12 protein-coding genes are annotated in these 15,651 nt (G+C 58.8%); 5 read left to right on the top strand and 7 right to left on the bottom strand.

Annotated features, from left to right (window positions below):
* Window positions 1–341: 341 nt before the first annotated feature.
* Together ABWV42_RS13675 and ilvN are read left to right on the top strand one after the other, a co-directional pair.
* Complete coding sequence (locus ABWV42_RS13675; protein WP_353340636.1) at window positions 342–2,096, top strand: acetolactate synthase 3 large subunit; 1,755 nt, start codon at window positions 342–344, stop codon at window positions 2,094–2,096.
* A gap of 11 nt (window positions 2,097–2,107) precedes the next feature.
* On the top strand, window positions 2,108–2,671 hold the full coding sequence (ilvN, locus tag ABWV42_RS13670; protein ID WP_353340635.1) for an acetolactate synthase small subunit: 564 nt from the start codon (window positions 2,108–2,110) through the stop codon (window positions 2,669–2,671).
* A 71-nt stretch (window positions 2,672–2,742) separates the two neighbouring features.
* On the opposite strand, the gene ABWV42_RS13665 is transcribed toward ilvN, so the two are convergent.
* Window positions 2,743–3,108: a hypothetical protein gene (locus tag ABWV42_RS13665; RefSeq protein WP_353340634.1), complete on the bottom strand. Its 366-nt coding sequence runs from the start codon at window positions 3,106–3,108 to the stop codon at window positions 2,743–2,745.
* A gap of 223 nt (window positions 3,109–3,331) precedes the next feature.
* On the opposite strand from ABWV42_RS13665, the gene ABWV42_RS13660 reads away from it, so the two are divergent.
* The 3 genes from ABWV42_RS13660 to ABWV42_RS13650 all read left to right on the top strand — a co-directional run bounded on the left by ABWV42_RS13660 (window position 3,332) and on the right by ABWV42_RS13650 (window position 5,632).
* On the top strand, window positions 3,332–4,147 hold the full coding sequence (locus ABWV42_RS13660) for a helix-turn-helix domain-containing protein (RefSeq protein ID WP_353340633.1): 816 nt from the start codon (window positions 3,332–3,334) through the stop codon (window positions 4,145–4,147).
* A gap of 115 nt (window positions 4,148–4,262) precedes the next feature.
* The gene (locus ABWV42_RS13655; protein WP_353340631.1) at window positions 4,263–5,417 is read left to right on the top strand and encodes an aromatic ring-hydroxylating oxygenase subunit alpha; all 1,155 of its coding nucleotides are present in this window, start codon (window positions 4,263–4,265) and stop codon (window positions 5,415–5,417) included.
* A complete protein-coding gene (locus ABWV42_RS13650) occupies window positions 5,414–5,632 on the top strand; it encodes a hypothetical protein (RefSeq protein ID WP_353340629.1) in 219 nt (72 codons plus the stop codon). Before ABWV42_RS13655 ends, ABWV42_RS13650 begins: the two co-directional genes overlap by 4 nt.
* A 3-nt stretch (window positions 5,633–5,635) precedes the next feature.
* Here ABWV42_RS13650 and ABWV42_RS13645 read toward each other — a convergent pair whose 3' ends face one another.
* The 6 genes from ABWV42_RS13645 to ABWV42_RS13620 form a co-directional block, all read right to left on the bottom strand.
* The gene (locus tag ABWV42_RS13645) at window positions 5,636–6,442 is read right to left on the bottom strand and encodes a DUF2189 domain-containing protein (protein WP_353340628.1); all 807 of its coding nucleotides are present in this window, start codon (window positions 6,440–6,442) and stop codon (window positions 5,636–5,638) included.
* 58 nt (window positions 6,443–6,500) lie between these two features.
* Window positions 6,501–7,907 (bottom strand): amidase, encoded by a 1,407-nt coding sequence (locus ABWV42_RS13640; protein WP_353340627.1) that lies wholly within the window; start codon window positions 7,905–7,907, stop codon window positions 6,501–6,503.
* A 118-nt stretch (window positions 7,908–8,025) separates the two neighbouring features.
* A complete protein-coding gene (locus ABWV42_RS13635) occupies window positions 8,026–9,762 on the bottom strand; it encodes a calcium-binding protein (protein WP_353340626.1) in 1,737 nt (578 codons plus the stop codon).
* 131 nt (window positions 9,763–9,893) lie between these two features.
* On the bottom strand, window positions 9,894–11,546 hold the full coding sequence (locus ABWV42_RS13630; protein WP_353340624.1) for a calcium-binding protein: 1,653 nt from the start codon (window positions 11,544–11,546) through the stop codon (window positions 9,894–9,896).
* A 253-nt stretch (window positions 11,547–11,799) separates the two neighbouring features.
* Window positions 11,800–12,927, bottom strand: coding sequence for a peptide chain release factor 2 (gene prfB / locus ABWV42_RS13625; RefSeq protein WP_353340623.1), 1,128 nt, complete (start codon window positions 12,925–12,927; stop codon window positions 11,800–11,802).
* A 109-nt stretch (window positions 12,928–13,036) separates the two neighbouring features.
* On the bottom strand, window positions 13,037–15,592 hold the full coding sequence (locus tag ABWV42_RS13620; RefSeq protein WP_353340622.1) for a penicillin-binding protein 1A: 2,556 nt from the start codon (window positions 15,590–15,592) through the stop codon (window positions 13,037–13,039).
* Between the last annotated feature and the right edge of the window lie 59 nt (window positions 15,593–15,651).

Genomic DNA, 15,651 nt, shown 5'->3' with positions numbered 1-15,651 from the left:
TATGTCCGTGGCTAAATCACGGATTGCGGCCTCCCTTTTACGTCATATGTCCGCCGGAACCCCGCCAAGCGCAATAAATGCAAAGATTTCACCCCCATCCGGACACTATTTGAGAAACTTTTGCGCCCGCAGAAAGATTTCGCGGTTGACGCCCCCGCGTCACGCTCATAATGTCCGGCCCGACGCAAGAAGGACCAACCGATGAACACTCTAGTCGTAGTCGTGGGAAAATGGCGCATGGGCCGGTAACGGACACCATAACGGTACCCCATGCGCCCCCGTCAGACGATCGGGGGCTTTTTTGTGTGAATGATTTTGTGACGTTGTAGATGGAGAAACAGATGACACGTCAGATGACCGGAGCGAGAATGGTGGTTCAGGCCCTCAAGGATCAGGGTGTGGACACGGTGTTCGGATATCCCGGCGGGGCTGTCCTACCCATTTATGACGAGATCTTTCAGCAGAACGATATTCGCCACATTCTGGTGCGCCACGAACAGGGTGCAGTTCACGCCGCCGAGGGCTATGCCCGCTCGACCGGCAAGGTTGGCGTTGCCCTCGTGACCTCTGGCCCCGGTGCAACCAACGCTGTGACCGGCCTGACCGACGCCCTGCTCGACTCGATCCCGATTGTTGTTCTCTCAGGCCAGGTTCCGACCTTCATGATCGGCTCGGACGCCTTCCAGGAAGCAGACACCGTCGGCATCACCCGCCCCTGCACCAAGCACAACTGGCTGGCCAAGGACACCGCAACCCTCGCGGAAACCATCCACCAGGGTTTCCACGTCGCGCGCTCGGGCCGTCCGGGTCCGGTTCTGATCGACATCCCCAAAGATGTTCAGTTCGCCAGCGCCGAATACACTGCACCGCAGGCCACCAACACGTCGAACTACCAGCCGCAGCTGAAGGGCGACATCGAGTCGATCACCGAACTCGTCGAAGCGCTGGAACAGGCGGAACGCCCGGTCTTCTATACCGGTGGCGGCGTCATCAACTCGGGCCCCGCGGCATCGCAGCTGCTGCGTGAACTGGTTGAGGCAACCGGCGTTCCGATTACCTCGACACTGATGGGCCTCGGTGCATATCCGGCATCGGGCAAGAACTGGCTCGGCATGCTGGGCATGCACGGTCTCTACGAGGCCAACATGGCGATGCACGACTGTGACCTGATGATCAACGTCGGCGCGCGTTTCGACGATCGGATCACCGGCCTGATCGACGCCTTCAGCCCGAATTCGAAAAAAGCCCACATCGACATCGACCCCTCGTCGATCAACAAGGTGATCCGCGTTGACATCCCGATCGTGGGTGATGTTGGCCACGTTCTGGAAGACATCCTGAAGGTCTGGAAGGCCCGCGGCCGCAAGACCAACAAGGAAGGTCTCGCCAAGTGGCACGCCCAGATCGACAAGTGGCGCGAGGTTGACTGCCTGTCCTTCAAGCAGGAAGGCAAGATCATCAAGCCGCAATACGCGCTGCAGCGCCTTGAGGCCCTGACCAAGGACCACGATCGCTACATCACCACGGAAGTCGGCCAGCACCAGATGTGGGCCGCCCAGTACCTCGGTTTCGAAGATCCGAACCGCTGGATGACCTCCGGTGGCCTCGGCACCATGGGCTATGGCTTCCCCGCCTCCATCGGTGTTCAGATGGCACACCGCGACAGCCTCGTGATCAACGTGGCCGGTGAAGCCTCGTGGCTGATGAACATGCAGGAAATGGGCACCGCGGTTCAGTTCCGCCTGCCGGTGAAACAGTTCATCCTGAACAACGAACGCCTCGGCATGGTCCGCCAGTGGCAGGAACTGCTGCACGGCGAACGCTATTCGCACAGCTGGTCCGAAGCCCTGCCCGATTTCGTCAAGCTCGCCGAAGCCTTTGGTGCCAAGGGTATCTACTGTGACAACCCCGACGACCTCGATGATGCGATCATGGAGATGATCAATCACGACGGTCCGGTGATCTTCGACTGTCTGGTTGAAAAGCACGAAAACTGCTTCCCGATGATCCCGTCGGGCAAGCCGCACAACGAAATGCTTCTGGGCGAAGCCTCGACGCAGGGCGCAATCGAAGCCGGCGGCGCGGTTCTGGTGTAAGGAGAAGAAAGATGGCTGCTCTAAAAATCAAAAAAGGCTCGTCGAAACATTCGGCGTATAACCTGCGCCCGAACTTCTCGGATGTTCAGGAATCCCACACCCTCGCGGTATTGGTTGATAACGAACCGGGCGTTCTTGCCCGCGTCATCGGCCTGTTCTCGGGGCGTGGCTACAACATCGAAAGCCTGACCGTGGCCGAAGTCGACCATCACGGCCACCAGTCGCGCATCACCATCGTGACCAAGGGCACCCCGCAGGTCATCGAACAGATCAAGGCGCAACTGGGCCGCATCGTACCGGTACACGAGGTCCACGACCTCACCGTCGAAGGCCCTGCCGTCGAACGTGAACTGGGCCTGCTCAAGGTGACCGGTTCCGGTGACAAGCGCGTCGAGGCCTTGCGCCTGGCCGACATCTTCCGCGCCAACGTTGTCGACAGCACGCTTGAGAGCTTTGTCTTCGAGATCACCGGAACCTCGGAAAAGATCGATGCCTTTGCCGACCTGATGCGCCCTCTGGGCCTTGTCGAGGTCGCCCGCACCGGCGTGGCCGCTTTGTCGCGCGGTGCCGAGTAACGTCAAGCCTATCATGAAACGAGCAAGGGGGCCTTTCGGCCCCCTTTTTCTTTGCCCCCCGTGAGTATCCTTTAAACCGCGACGCGCTCGCCCGCGCGTTCTCTGGTGCGCTTTCGCGTAAACGGAATAACGTTTGAAGGTCCAAACGGCAGGTTTTCGGCCGCGCTCACCATGCGCTGCTGCCCTTCTGCGTCAGCCTCCACAAGACGCTCTGCCAGTCCAGAATAGGCCGCTTGAAACACCCGACGCGGGTTTTGGACCACGCGAAGATTCTGTTGCTGTTTCAAGTCAAACTGAATCAAATCGCCTGCATCCAGCGTCACATCCCCGATAGGAAGCCCCTGACTGCCGCTAAAGTACGCCAGTTCACCGTGATCTTCGCACCAGATGACAGCCGTGTTTTCAGTGTTGTCGCTCCACAGAACTACGCCAAGCATTTGAGAACGAACTCCTTTTTGCGGTTAATCAAAGTTTCCCAAAGAAACCGACGTCAGGACATGAAAATTTGGGCGTCTACCTGTGCGGAATTGTGTCGACTTCACACACTCTAGATGCGAAACTGCATCAGGCTGACGCGATACCGCAACAGCCCCTCCAAAGCACATGACGCAAACCAGCATCATGTGGTATAAATTGATGAAAGCACGCGCGGAGACAGCATTGAATATCAACGCAAGTGGACAGGAAAATCAGGTCAATCCGGCCGAGCTTCGCAAGATGTTCGGCGCCAACCTGCGCGTTCTTGCTGACACCTTTCCCTCTGTCTCCCAACTCTGCCGTGAACTCGGCATCAACCGCACCCAGTTCAACCGCTACCTCTCCGGCGAGAGCTTTCCGCGCCCCGACGTCCTTTACCGCATCTGCACGTTCTTCAACGTCGATGCCCGCATTCTGCTGGAACCGATCGACAGCCTCGCAACCGAACGCGGTGTTCTCAATCATCCGCTGATCAAGGATTACGTCGGCACCGGCATGACCGACATCCCGCAGGATATCTTTCCGGACGGCTTTTACCGGTTCTCACGCCGAAGCTTTACCGAGTCAGATCTCATCATCATCGGCCTGATCTATGTGTTCCGCAACGATCAACATACGTTCATCCGCGGCTACGAAGCCAAGGAAGCCATGCGTCAGCAGGGTCTGCCGACCGACCCTGAGACACGCGAATTCCGTGGTGTTGTCCTGCCCCAGGAAGACGGCGTTGCCGCGTTGGTGTCACACAAGGCAACAATGGCAACTTCGTTCAACTATCTCAGCCGCGTCGCCTCGTTCCAGAACCACTACTGGATCGGCTATGCCACGCGCACCGTCCGCGAAACGATCAACGGTCGCCGGGCGGCCCGTCTGGTCTATGAACACCTTGGAAACAACACTGGCGCAATCCTCGAGGCTGCGCGCTCGGTCGGCTTCTGTAGCCCCGAGGAACTGTTCCCCTACCATCGCAAGCTGCTGCAACTCGACCGCCCCTTCGCCTGATAAATCCGCCAGCCGACACCGCCCAAGGTGTCGCCATGTGTCAAACCGGGTCGCCTGTGGGCAAACGGATTTTTGCGCCTGCCCTAATCTGTTCAGACAGAATCAGGAGACAGCCATGGATCAGCAAGACCTTTCCGCCGTCCGGCGCCCCGTTGAAACGGCGCTCGGTTTGTCGAACGCGCATTACATCGACCCTGCCCACTTCGAAGAAGAAAAGAAGGCTGTCCTCTTTTCGACATGGTCGGGCCTCGCCGTCGCATCCGATGTCCCGGAACAGGGCGACGCGATCCCGATGTCTTTCCTCGGCATGCCGCTCCTTCTGATCCGCGACAAGGAAGGCGTGGTGCGTGTCTTCTACAACACCTGCCGACATCGCGGCATGATCCTTGTCGAAGAGCCCCGCAAGATCGAAGGCGCCATCCGCTGCCCCTATCACTCCTGGTGCTACGCCACCGACGGTCGCCTCGTCACCACCCCACACGTAGGTGGCCCGGGCCAGAACAAGCACGAAGCCATGGACCGCAACGAACTTGGCCTTCGCGAAGTGCGCAGCCACATCTGGCGCGACGTGGTCTTCATCAACATCTCGGGCGATGCCCCTGCCTTCGAAGAGGTCCACGCCGACCTGCTTCAACGGTGGAGCGAGTTTGAAAAGCCGGTCTATCACGGCGGCGCTGACAGCAAGTTCCGTCTCGAAGTGAACACCAACTGGAAACTGGCCGTCGAGAACTACTGCGAAAGCTATCACCTGCCGTGGGTTCACCCCGGTCTGAACAGCTACTCGCGCCTTGAAGATCACTACAATATCAACGAGTTGGGCAAGTATTCCGGTCAGGGCACCCTCGTCTATCGACAGCTCAAGGGCGCCAGCGGTGAAACCTTCCCCGACTTCGAAGGGCTGTCCTCGCAATGGGACGAAGGCGCAGAATACATCGCCGTCTACCCCAACGTCCTTCTGGGCGCACAGCGCGACCACGCCTTTGCCATCGTGCTGGAACCTGTCGACACCGAAAACACTGTTGAACACATCCACCTCTACTATGCGACGCCCACGACCGACGACACCCTGCGCGCCACCAACACGCAGATGTGGAAAACCGTCTTCGAGGAAGACATCTTCGTCGTCGAAGGTATGCAGAAGGGCCGGCACGCAGTTGGCTTTGACGGTGGTCGCTTCTCGCCCGCCATGGACGGCCCGACCCACTGCTTCCACGAATGGGTGGCAGGCCGCATCGAAGCCCACCGCACCCCGGCGCAAGCCGCCGAATGAGCACCGACAGCCTTGATCATCGCCTGCTTGCGGCCCACGTAGCAGGCGATGGCCCTGCCCTTGTCACGCTTTATGCAGAAGCCGCCGCACAGGCGAATACGGAAGAAGCACGCGGCTTCTATCTGACCCATGCCTATGTCTTTGCACTGGAACAGGGTGACGCCCGCGCAGCAGACCTGCACAAGGCCCTGCGCGCGATGGGACGGGACGAATAGGCCTTAGGCCAGTTCGCCCTCTTCGACCGCCTCAAGCGCGCCCGCCTCGACCATCTGCGAATAGAGATGCCAGGACGCATGTCCCAGCAAAGGCATCGCCAGGAACAGCCCTAGAAAGCCCGGAAGCATGGCGGCAAAGGTCATGCCGGCAATCAGGGCGGCCCAGATCATCATCGGCACAAAGTTCTCGCTGACCGACTGGAAGCTGGTGATCATCGCGGTCACGAAATCCACCTCGCGATCCAGCAAAAGCGGCAATGAGATCACCGTGATCATGTAGAGCAACAGCGCAAAGGCGCCGCCCACTGCTGTCCCGAAGGCCAGCATCGTCAGCCCGTTGGACGTGAGATAAACGTCGATTGAAGACGACACATTGGTCATCGTCGCGTGACCAAGGAATAGCGCAAAGATCATGTGGGCGAGAAAGAACCAGAACAGGAAAATCACGATCACCACCGCACAGATCGAAGGCAACTGCCGTTTGCCCTGCCGGCCAATCACCCCGAAAATCGCGTACCAGTCCATCGCGCGTCCTTGTTCAAGCCGCCGCGAAACCTCGTACAAGCCCACCGCTGCAAACGGCCCGATCAGAGGAAAGCCAATCGCGGCAAACACCAGCCAGTAGGTCTGGCCGGTCTTAACCGTCAACCAGGCCATGAACCAGCCCGCCAGAACATAGAACAATGAAAATGCCAGCCCATATCCCGGCTTGGCACGAAAATCCCGCCATCCCAATGCCAATGCCCGTCTCAGCATGGCAAAGTCGACGCCTCCCAGTTCAGGAACACCAAGTTTCGGTGTCTCCGCCATCCATCCCTCCCAAAATGTCTGCCGTAGAATTTGATAAGACCCTCTGTCGCTTCACAAATCAACCGCCGCGCATATGTGAAGGCGTCGCAGTTGGCCAGTTTGTGGCCTCGTGATAGGCCTGCGCCACTTCAAGAAGACGCCGATCCTGTCCCTTGCGCGCGAACAGCTGAACACCCATGGGCAGCCCGTTCTCCCCAAACCCGACTGGCAGGCTGATGCAGGGCAATCCCGCAAGGCTCACGGGCACCACCACCTCCATCCAGCGGTGATAGGTATCCATCGCCACACCCGCGATCTCCTTGGGCCAATCCCACTCGGCCGGGAATGGCCAGACCTGCGCAGTGGGAAGCGCAAGGAACTCATGCGTATCAAAGAGTTGCGCGGCCTTTGTAAACCATTTTGACCGCAGCGCACCCGCCCGCGTGACCGCCATCGCGTCCAGCGACAAACCATTCCCGACTTCCCAGATTGCCTCTGGTTTTAGCGTGTCACGCTTGGCCGGGTCGGCATGTATTACCGCCAGCTCAGAGGCCACGGCCCAGTGTCGCAACACCCGCCAGCTGTCCCACAATTGCGCCGCCGCCATCGGTGGAGAAATCGCCTCAACCGCAGCGCCGAGAGCGTCGAAAACGCCCAGCCCCGCCTCGCACAGCGACATAATGCCCGCCTCCATCGCATAGGCCCCGCCCCAGTCCCCTAGCCAGCCGATACGGACGCCATCCAGATCGGCTCGCCCCAACGACCAATCCTGTACCGATGCGCCGTGGGGCACCTCGGGATTCGGGCCAGCCATCACCGACAAGAGCAACGCCAAGTCTTCCGGCGAACGCGCCATGGGACCGTTTGTAGACAGCTGCTGCAAAAAGGTCTCTCCGCCAGCGTCCCTCGGAACGACACCCCAACTTGGTCGGTACCCATAGACATTGCAGAACCCCGCCGGATTGCGAAGCGACCCCATCATGTCCGAACCATCCGCCAGCGCCACCATGCCCGTCGCCAGCGCCGCCGCCGCCCCGCCAGAGGATCCTCCGGCCGTGCGGGACAGGTCATATGGGTTCCGCGTCACCCCATGCACCGGGTTGTAGCTGTGGCTTCCCAGGCCGAATTCCGGCGTGTTGGTCTTGCCAATGAAGATCGCGCCCGCCGCACGCAAGCGCGCCACCATCAACTCATCCACTTTGGCAACCTGCCCCGCGAATAGAGGAGAGCCCATCGAACACTCCAATCCCGCGGCCTGAGCCAAATCCTTGATCGCCATCGGCAGCCCGTGCAACGCGCCCTTCGGCGTGACCGAGTCCGCTTTGCGGGCCTCTTCCATCAACTCATCGGCAGAACGCATCGAGACAATGGCATTCACGTCGCCATTCCTCTCGCTGATGCGTGCCAGGGTCAGCTCCATCAAGGCCTCTGCCGACAAAGCCCCAGTGCGCATATCGCGCAGAATGCCGTTTGCTCCCTGATCCATGTTCCCTCCTCACCACTTAGACAGCAGCCTAGGCCTAAGTTCGCGCAGGAAAAAGGCCCCGAAAACGAAAACGGCCCCGCCAGTGGCAGGGCCATTTCCATCATCCCGTGTCCTCTGCTCAGAAGATGAAGTCGCCCGCGGTCAAGGACGCAAGGCTCACGCCGGCAATCAACACTGTGCCGCTTCCTCCGAACTCGGAGAAATCAATCAGTGTTCCGGCCCCGGTGTCCGTCATGATCGCCCCGGCAGACAGAGCCGCAAAGTCTGCGACGCCCGTGGCACTGAGATCAATATCGTCCGCACCAACTGCAAAGTCAGTGATGACATCATGACCGGTATGAGCAAAGAACAGAAAGTCATCCGCTCCCAGGCCACCGGTCAGCGTATCATCGCCGCGCCCGCCAACAATAGTATCGACGCCCCCTTGGCCATTCAGGACATCATCGTCCTTCTGACCCGCGAGAAAATCCGCATCCGCGCCGCCCGAAATCGTATCGTCGCCCTTGCCGCCAGCCACGCTATCACGCCCACCTTTCATAATGATGGCGTCGTCACCGCGTCCACCAATGACCGTGTCATCGCCCCTATATCCGGTTTCCGCATCATCGTTGAAAATGTCATCCCCGTCGCCAAGAAGGGCTACGTCACGCCCGGTTCCCCCATCGACAAGGTCATCCCCGTGACCGCCAAAGATCGTATCGTTTTCCGATCCCCCCGAAAGCGTATCGTCGCCAGCCCTGCCTCGGATGACATCGGCATCAGCTTCACCGTCGATGACATCAGCACGCGACGCCCCGTCCAGATAGTCGTTACCCGCGCCGCCTTCGATCGTACCGGCGACATGACCGTCTCCGTGGCCGAAATAAAAGTCGTTGCCTGCCCCCAAATCAACAAAGGCGAAGGAGTCGACGTTGCCCAGAACCGCGCCCGAGTTGTGGAATATGTCGTTCAAACTGCCCAGCGTCACACGACCGCTGATTTCACCGTGATTGCTCAGCCGCGTCAGGGTCGTGCTCGAGATACCGTAGTCTCCGCCCGAGATGGTGCCAAAGTTGAAGATTTCGGTCTTGGCAGTGGGCTCAGAGAGCTGGCTGGACAGGATACCGTAGGTCCTGCCCGAGATAACCCCCTCGTTCACGATCTCCGACTGGCGATTGCGAAGCCGGATACCGGCATCGCCGCCCATGATGGTGCCTTCATTCTGGATTGTGGTAGCTTGCGCAAAACTCAACTCGTTGAACTGGATGGCAATCCCGTCCGAGTCCGCGCCCATGATGTCGCCGGAGTTGTAGATTTCGACATAGCCAGCCCGATCAGCGTCAATCCCGCGGTTGGCACTGCTCATAACACCGGTGTTGGCGATCCGGAAATTGCCGGTGTAGATGCCGTAGAACGCAGAGGAGACCCCGTAGATGTTGCCACTGTTCGACAGCGTGTCATCGTCGGCTCCGGCCAGATAGACACCATAGTCACCGCTCACACGCCCCGTCACGTTCACATCCATGCCCGAGCCATTCTCGGACCCGATGCCAAAGGTATCCGAATAGATCTCTCCCGCGACATTCACGACATTGTTGTCGTTGGTCTTGATCCGGATTCCATGCGTCCCGAACAAAACACCGCTGCTGCCAATCGAAACCGTATTGCCGCCACCTGTACCGTCAAACAGCACCGCTTCTTCAACGCCACTGACTTGCCCCAGAACCAGCAGATCAACGTTACCATCACTCACGTTGCGATGGGAAATCCCCGCACCCGTTGTCGAGTTGATGGTCCCTGAACTCTGGAGGATCATCCTGTCGCCATTATCCGCGAATAAGTGCACGTAGTTGCTGTTATAAGTTTCGTAAGCCATTGTAGATTTCCATTATTCTTTTCGATTTAACCAACTGAAATCGTAACAACTTTTCGAAAGGACAGAGATCTTCCATCACCAGTTGGAACGGCCCCTGCACACCGCGGGGCCGTCACCGTCGTAAATTAGGGTTAGAAGATGAAGTCGCCCGCCGTCAGCGAAGCAAGGCTGACGTCAATCAGCAAAACCGAGCCGCTGCCTCCGATTTCGGAGAAGTCGATCAGCGTGCCAGCGCCGGTATCCGTCATGATCCCACCGGCAGACAACGCCGCAAAGTCCGCGACACCAAAGGCGCGGATATCGACATCGTCTGAACCCACCGTGAAATCGGTGATCAAATCATGACCGGCCTGGCGGAAGAACACAAAGTCGTCCGCCCCTGTTCCCCCGGTCAGGGTATCATCACCTTTGCCACCATATAGGGTATCGGCTCCGGCCTGACCGGACAGGACATCATCGTCGTTCTGGCCAAACAGCAAGTCCTTGTCAGCGCCCCCCACAAGTGAGTCATTTCCCTTGCCGCCATAGACAGTGTCCTTGCCGCCTTTCATAAGGATCACATCATCGCCACGGCCGCCCTGAACTTGGTCGCCCCCCGAGGCCCCGGTCTCAACATCATCCGAGAACACATCGTCCCCATCGCCCAGAAACGCCTGGTCACGGCCAGTACCACCCCAGATGGTGTCGTTGCCATGACCGCCAAAGAGGGTGTCGCTTTCCGAACCGCCCAAGAGAACATCATCGCCTGCACGCCCGCGCAGCAGGTCAGCACCGGTTTCGCCCAAGAACGTATCGTCCTTGGAGCCGCCAGAAAGGCTGTCATCGCCAATCCCGCCCACTACGCTGCCAATGACGCCGCCATCGTCAAAGCCCTTGTAGGCGTCGTTGCCCGACCCCAAAAGCACATCCCCATCAATGACCCCGCCATTCTTGACGGTATCGTTCTGGTCATTGCCCGTGACGTTACCAATCACCGTGCCCTTGTTCACGAGGTTCAAAAGGGTTCCGGCGTTTGCCGCTTCGATGACGGTATAGTTGTTGTCGTTGCTTGAAATGGTTCCGTGGTTGAAGATTTCAAACGACGCACCATCGCGCATGTAGATGCCACTGTCGTTGCCCTGAATGTGCCCGGTGTTGACAATCGTGCCCTGTGAGTCGTCGAGCAAAAGGCCGCGGTCGCTCGAAATCGTTCCACTGTTGTTGAGGTTGAAGTTGTTCGAGGAGTTTATGTACGCGCCGTAAGTTCCACCAATCATAACGCCGGAATTTATCACGCTACCAGCATCAGCTGACTCATAATGGATAGGATATGAGCCCGCGTGAATTGTGCCACTGTTTACAAAATCAGTAGAACTCCCGGTCGTATAGATGCCCGCACTATTCGCCGAGATGGTTCCGGTGTTGTCGAAACTTCCGGACCCATTGGTATAAAACGCATCGTCATGCGCGATGATCGAGCCTGCATTGAGTACATTGTTGGCATTGCCAATAACAGTGACGCCATCGTCCCCTGCAATAATCGTTCCCCCCGCGCCGATGACAACGTCATGGTAACCCGACCCTGTCGTGCCGCTGTTAGTATCGTACAGGTAAATCCCATCCTTTTCCGCAGCTATATAGCCATCCATCAGGACGGTAACGCGATAATCGACATTGCCTGTTCCAGACTCGATGGCGTGCCCCGATGTGACGGTAAACTTCCCGTCCTTGGTCACTATGATGATGTCATCGAAGTGCGCCGTATAAGTGCTCGTGCGCGTATTGGTAATAAATTCGGTAGCCATATTTCCCCCTGAAAAAATGCGTTTCCTCGGCTAGGTCAAAGAGTAGTGCGTTAGAAATCATTCCAACAATGGAATTGTTGAGAAATTTGACCAAAGGTTAAGGCACACCAAGAAAAGGTGTGGAAATCCATACCTTTTCTTACGTAACGTGAAATGACGAAGGCGGTCAGGTCTAACCGGGAACAAAAAACTCAGCGAATCACGGTGCTTATGTCAAACGGCTAAATTCAACCCAGGGGTGTTTTATATCTTGTCAATCTTCGCTTTGCGCGTCGGCGCGGCTTTTGCCCGCCACATCCATCGCCAGCGTTGCCGCCATGAACCCGTCCAAATCACCATCCAGAACGCCTTTGGTGTCCGAGGTCTCGTGGTTGGTCCGCAGGTCCTTCACCATCTGGTAGGGCTGCAAGACATACGAGCGGATCTGGTTGCCCCATCCCGCGTCGCCCTTGGCCTCGTGCGCCGCGTTGATGTCGGCATTCCGGCGGTCCAGCTCCATCTGGTACAACCGCGATTTCAGCGCCTTCATGGCAATGTCGCGGTTCTGGTGCTGCGACTTCTCAGACGAGGTTGTGACAATGCCCGTCGGAATGTGGGTAATACGCACCGCCGAGTCGGTGGTGTTCACGTGCTGACCGCCCGCGCCCGAAGAGCGATAGGTATCGATACGGATATCGGCAGGATTGACGGTGATCTCGATATTGTCATCCACCACCGGATAAACCCAGACAGACGAGAACGAGGTGTGCCGCTTGGCCGCCGAGTCATAGGGCGAAATCCGCACGAGACGGTGCACACCGCTTTCCGACTTGAGCCAGCCATAGGCGTTGTGGCCGGAAATCTTGTAAGCCGCCGATTTGATGCCCGCTTCTTCGCCCGCGGTTTCCGATTGAAGCTCGACCTTGTAGCCCTTCTTCTCGGCCCAACGCACGTACATACGCGCCAGCATCGAGGCCCAGTCACAACTTTCGGTGCCGCCTGCACCCGAGTTGATCTCGAGGAAGGTATCATTGCCGTCGGCCTCGCCATCCAGCAGCGCCTCAAGCTCTTTCTCCGCCGCCTTCTCCTGAAGCGCTTTCAGCGCCTCCTCGGCGTCGGACACAACCTCGTCATCCTCTTCCATCTCACCCAGTTCGATCAACTCGATGTTGTCGTTCAGGTCGGTCTCGATCGAGGTCACGGTCTCCAGCGCGTCCACCAGCATCTGACGCTCGCGCATCAGTTTCTGCGCGCCTTCCGGGTCGTTCCAGAGGTCGGGATCTTCCACCCGCGCGTTGAATTCCTCAAGCCGGTACTGCGCGGTTTCCCAGTCCATCCGCTGCCGCAGCAGTTCGACCGACTTGCGAATTTCAGCAACGATGTTCTGGGTTTCGGCGCGCATGGCTCTATCCGTCTTCTGAATGTCAGATCAGGGTGATACCTCACCCCTTCCTCACGGGCAAGCCATCGGCACGCCAGTCAGAGCATTTAAATCAAGGGAGATTGGCCGCCTAGTAAAGGCCACCGGAACTCAGCGTTCCGAAATCCGCTTTCGGCCCCACAACCGCCTTTTCGCCAGTTGATGTCGTGACTTCGCGTCCCGTGTGAATTTGCACATCGTCAAACAGCGGCAGGTTCGATCCCATCGCGAAACCACCGTCATAGGTCACGCCAAAGACCGGCTCTTCACCATCTCGGAAATACTCGGCCACAACCGCCTCGCCAGACGCCTCATCCGACAGGCGCGCACCGGTGAACCGGTCGATCTTGATAAAATGGCCGCCCGGCGGCACGCGGAACTTGCCCGAGCCGTATTTCTCGATAGCTTCCTTCATGAACTCCTGGAACACAGGCCCACAGGTCGACCCACCATACGTCCCCCGCCCCAGCGGGCGCGGACGGTCGTGACCGATATAACAGCCCGCCACCAGCGTATTGGTGAAGCCCACGAACCAAACGTCCTTGGCCTCGTTGGTGGTCCCGGTCTTGCCGGCCACCGGCACAGGCAGGTTGATCGCACTCGCCGCCGTCCCGCGCTGCACCACGCCCCGCATCATCGAGGTCAGCTGATAGGCGGTGATCGCGTCCATCACCCGCTCGCGGTTGGTCACGATACGGGGGCCACGGGTCTTGGCGATGTCCGGACGGTCACAATCGGTACAGTCACGCTGGTCGTGGCGGTAGATCGTCTTGCCGTAACGGTCCTGAATACGGTCCACCAGCGTCGGCTCAACCCGCTCGCCGCCATTGGCAAACATCGCATAGGCCGCAACCATCTGGTAAAGCGTGGTCTCTTCCGACCCCAGCGAATTGGCCAGGAACTGGCCCATGTTGTTGTAAACCCCAAAGCGCTCGGCATAGTCCGAAACAACGTCCATCCCCACTTCCTGCGCAAGACGGATCGTCATGAGGTTCCGCGACTGTTCAATACCGGTCCGCAACGGGGTCGGCCCATAGAACTTGTTCGACGAGTTGCGCGGCCGCCAGACACCCTGCGGCGTGTCGATCTCGATCGGCGCGTCAATCACGATCGTCGCCGGAGAATAGCCACTGTCCAGCGCCGAAGCGTAAACGAAGGGTTTAAAGCTCGAGCCCGGCTGGCGCTTTGCCTGGGTCGCACGGTTGAACACCGAATCCTGATAGGAGAACCCGCCCTGCATCGCGATGACACGGCCGTTGTTCACGTCCATCGCCATAAAGCCGCCCTGCACTTCCGGCACCTGACGCAACGACCAGCGCACAAATTCGCCGCTGTCGTCCTTGGTGATCGCCCGCACCAGCACCACGTCGCCAACCTCAAGCAGATCGCCTGCCACCTTGGCCTTGCGCCCCTTGCTGCCGTCTTCACGCAGCTTGCGGGCCCAGGTCACATCCTTGGCAGTGATGAAATGCCCGTCCGCATCATCCTCGACACCTTCGATCCCGATCCGCGCGTCGTTCTTGCCGACCAGCAGAACCACAGCAGGATGCCACTTGCCATCAAGATCCACATCACGCGGCACCTCTGCCGACGCCAGCGCCTCACGCCATGCCGCCTCACTCTCAAGCGCGGATGCCTCCAGCTTCACGCCTGTCCCACGCCAGAGCCCCTGCGCGCGGTCGTACTTCTCAAGCGCGTGGCGCAGAGCCCGCGCCGCAACTTCCTGCATTTCGGGGTCAACAGTCGCACGCACGCTCATGCCGCCCGAAAAGAACTCGTCCTCCCCGAAATCAACACTCAGCTGACGGCGGATTTCGTCGGTGAAATAGTCACGCGGCGGCAGCGCCGACTTGAAACTCTCGTAATCCCCGTTCTGGACCGAGTTCAGCGGCAACGCCGCCTCGGCCTCATAGACCGCCTGCGTGATATAGCCGTTTTCGGCCATTTCCTTCAGAACAAAGTTCCGGCGCGACAGAACGCGCTCTTTGTTGCGCACCGGATGGAACTTGCCCGGCGCCTTGGGCATCGACGCAAGCGTCGCGGCCTCATGCGGCGTCAGTTCGCGCAGGGACTTGTTGAAATAGGTCTGCGCGGCGGCGGCCACGCCATAGGAGTTCTGACCAAGGAAAATCTCGTTCAGGTAGAGCTCAAGAATCTGTTCCTTGCTCAGGGTTTCTTCCACGCGGGTCGCAAGGATGATCTCCTTGATCTTCCGTTCGATCCGGCGATCCCCCGACAAGAGGAAGTTCTTCATCACCTGCTGCGTGATGGTCGAAGCGCCCCGCACGCTCTGCCCCCGCGAACGAACGGCCTCAAGGGCCGCCGCCGCAATACCGCGGGCGTCATAGCCCTTGTGGGTATAGAAGTTCTTGTCTTCCGCCGAGATAAACGCCTGCTTCACGAGGTCCGGAATTTCGTCCGACGGCACGAACAGACGCCGCTCCTTGGCGAACTCGTCAATGATATGCCCCTCGCCCGAGTAAATCCGGCTGATCGTCGGCGGCTTGTACTGCGCCAAGGCCTCGTGGCTGGGCAGATCGCGGCCATACATCCAGAACACCGCCCCGATCGACAGGGCAATAACGGCCAGCCCCATCGTCACGAATGTGAAGATGGTCCCGAAGAAGGAGAGGATGAATCTCAGCACGCCGTGCCCCCGTATCGCCTTGGTCTCGCGTCTCTATATATACACCGAACCGAACGGTC

Origin of the sequence: Pelagimonas sp. KU-00592-HH (genome assembly GCF_040369695.1) — a bacterium.
In the GTDB taxonomy this organism is placed as follows: Bacteria; Pseudomonadota; Alphaproteobacteria; order Rhodobacterales; family Rhodobacteraceae; genus Shimia.
Note: the sequence above shows the minus strand (reverse complement) of the source record. Positions and strands in the feature narration are given on the sequence as shown.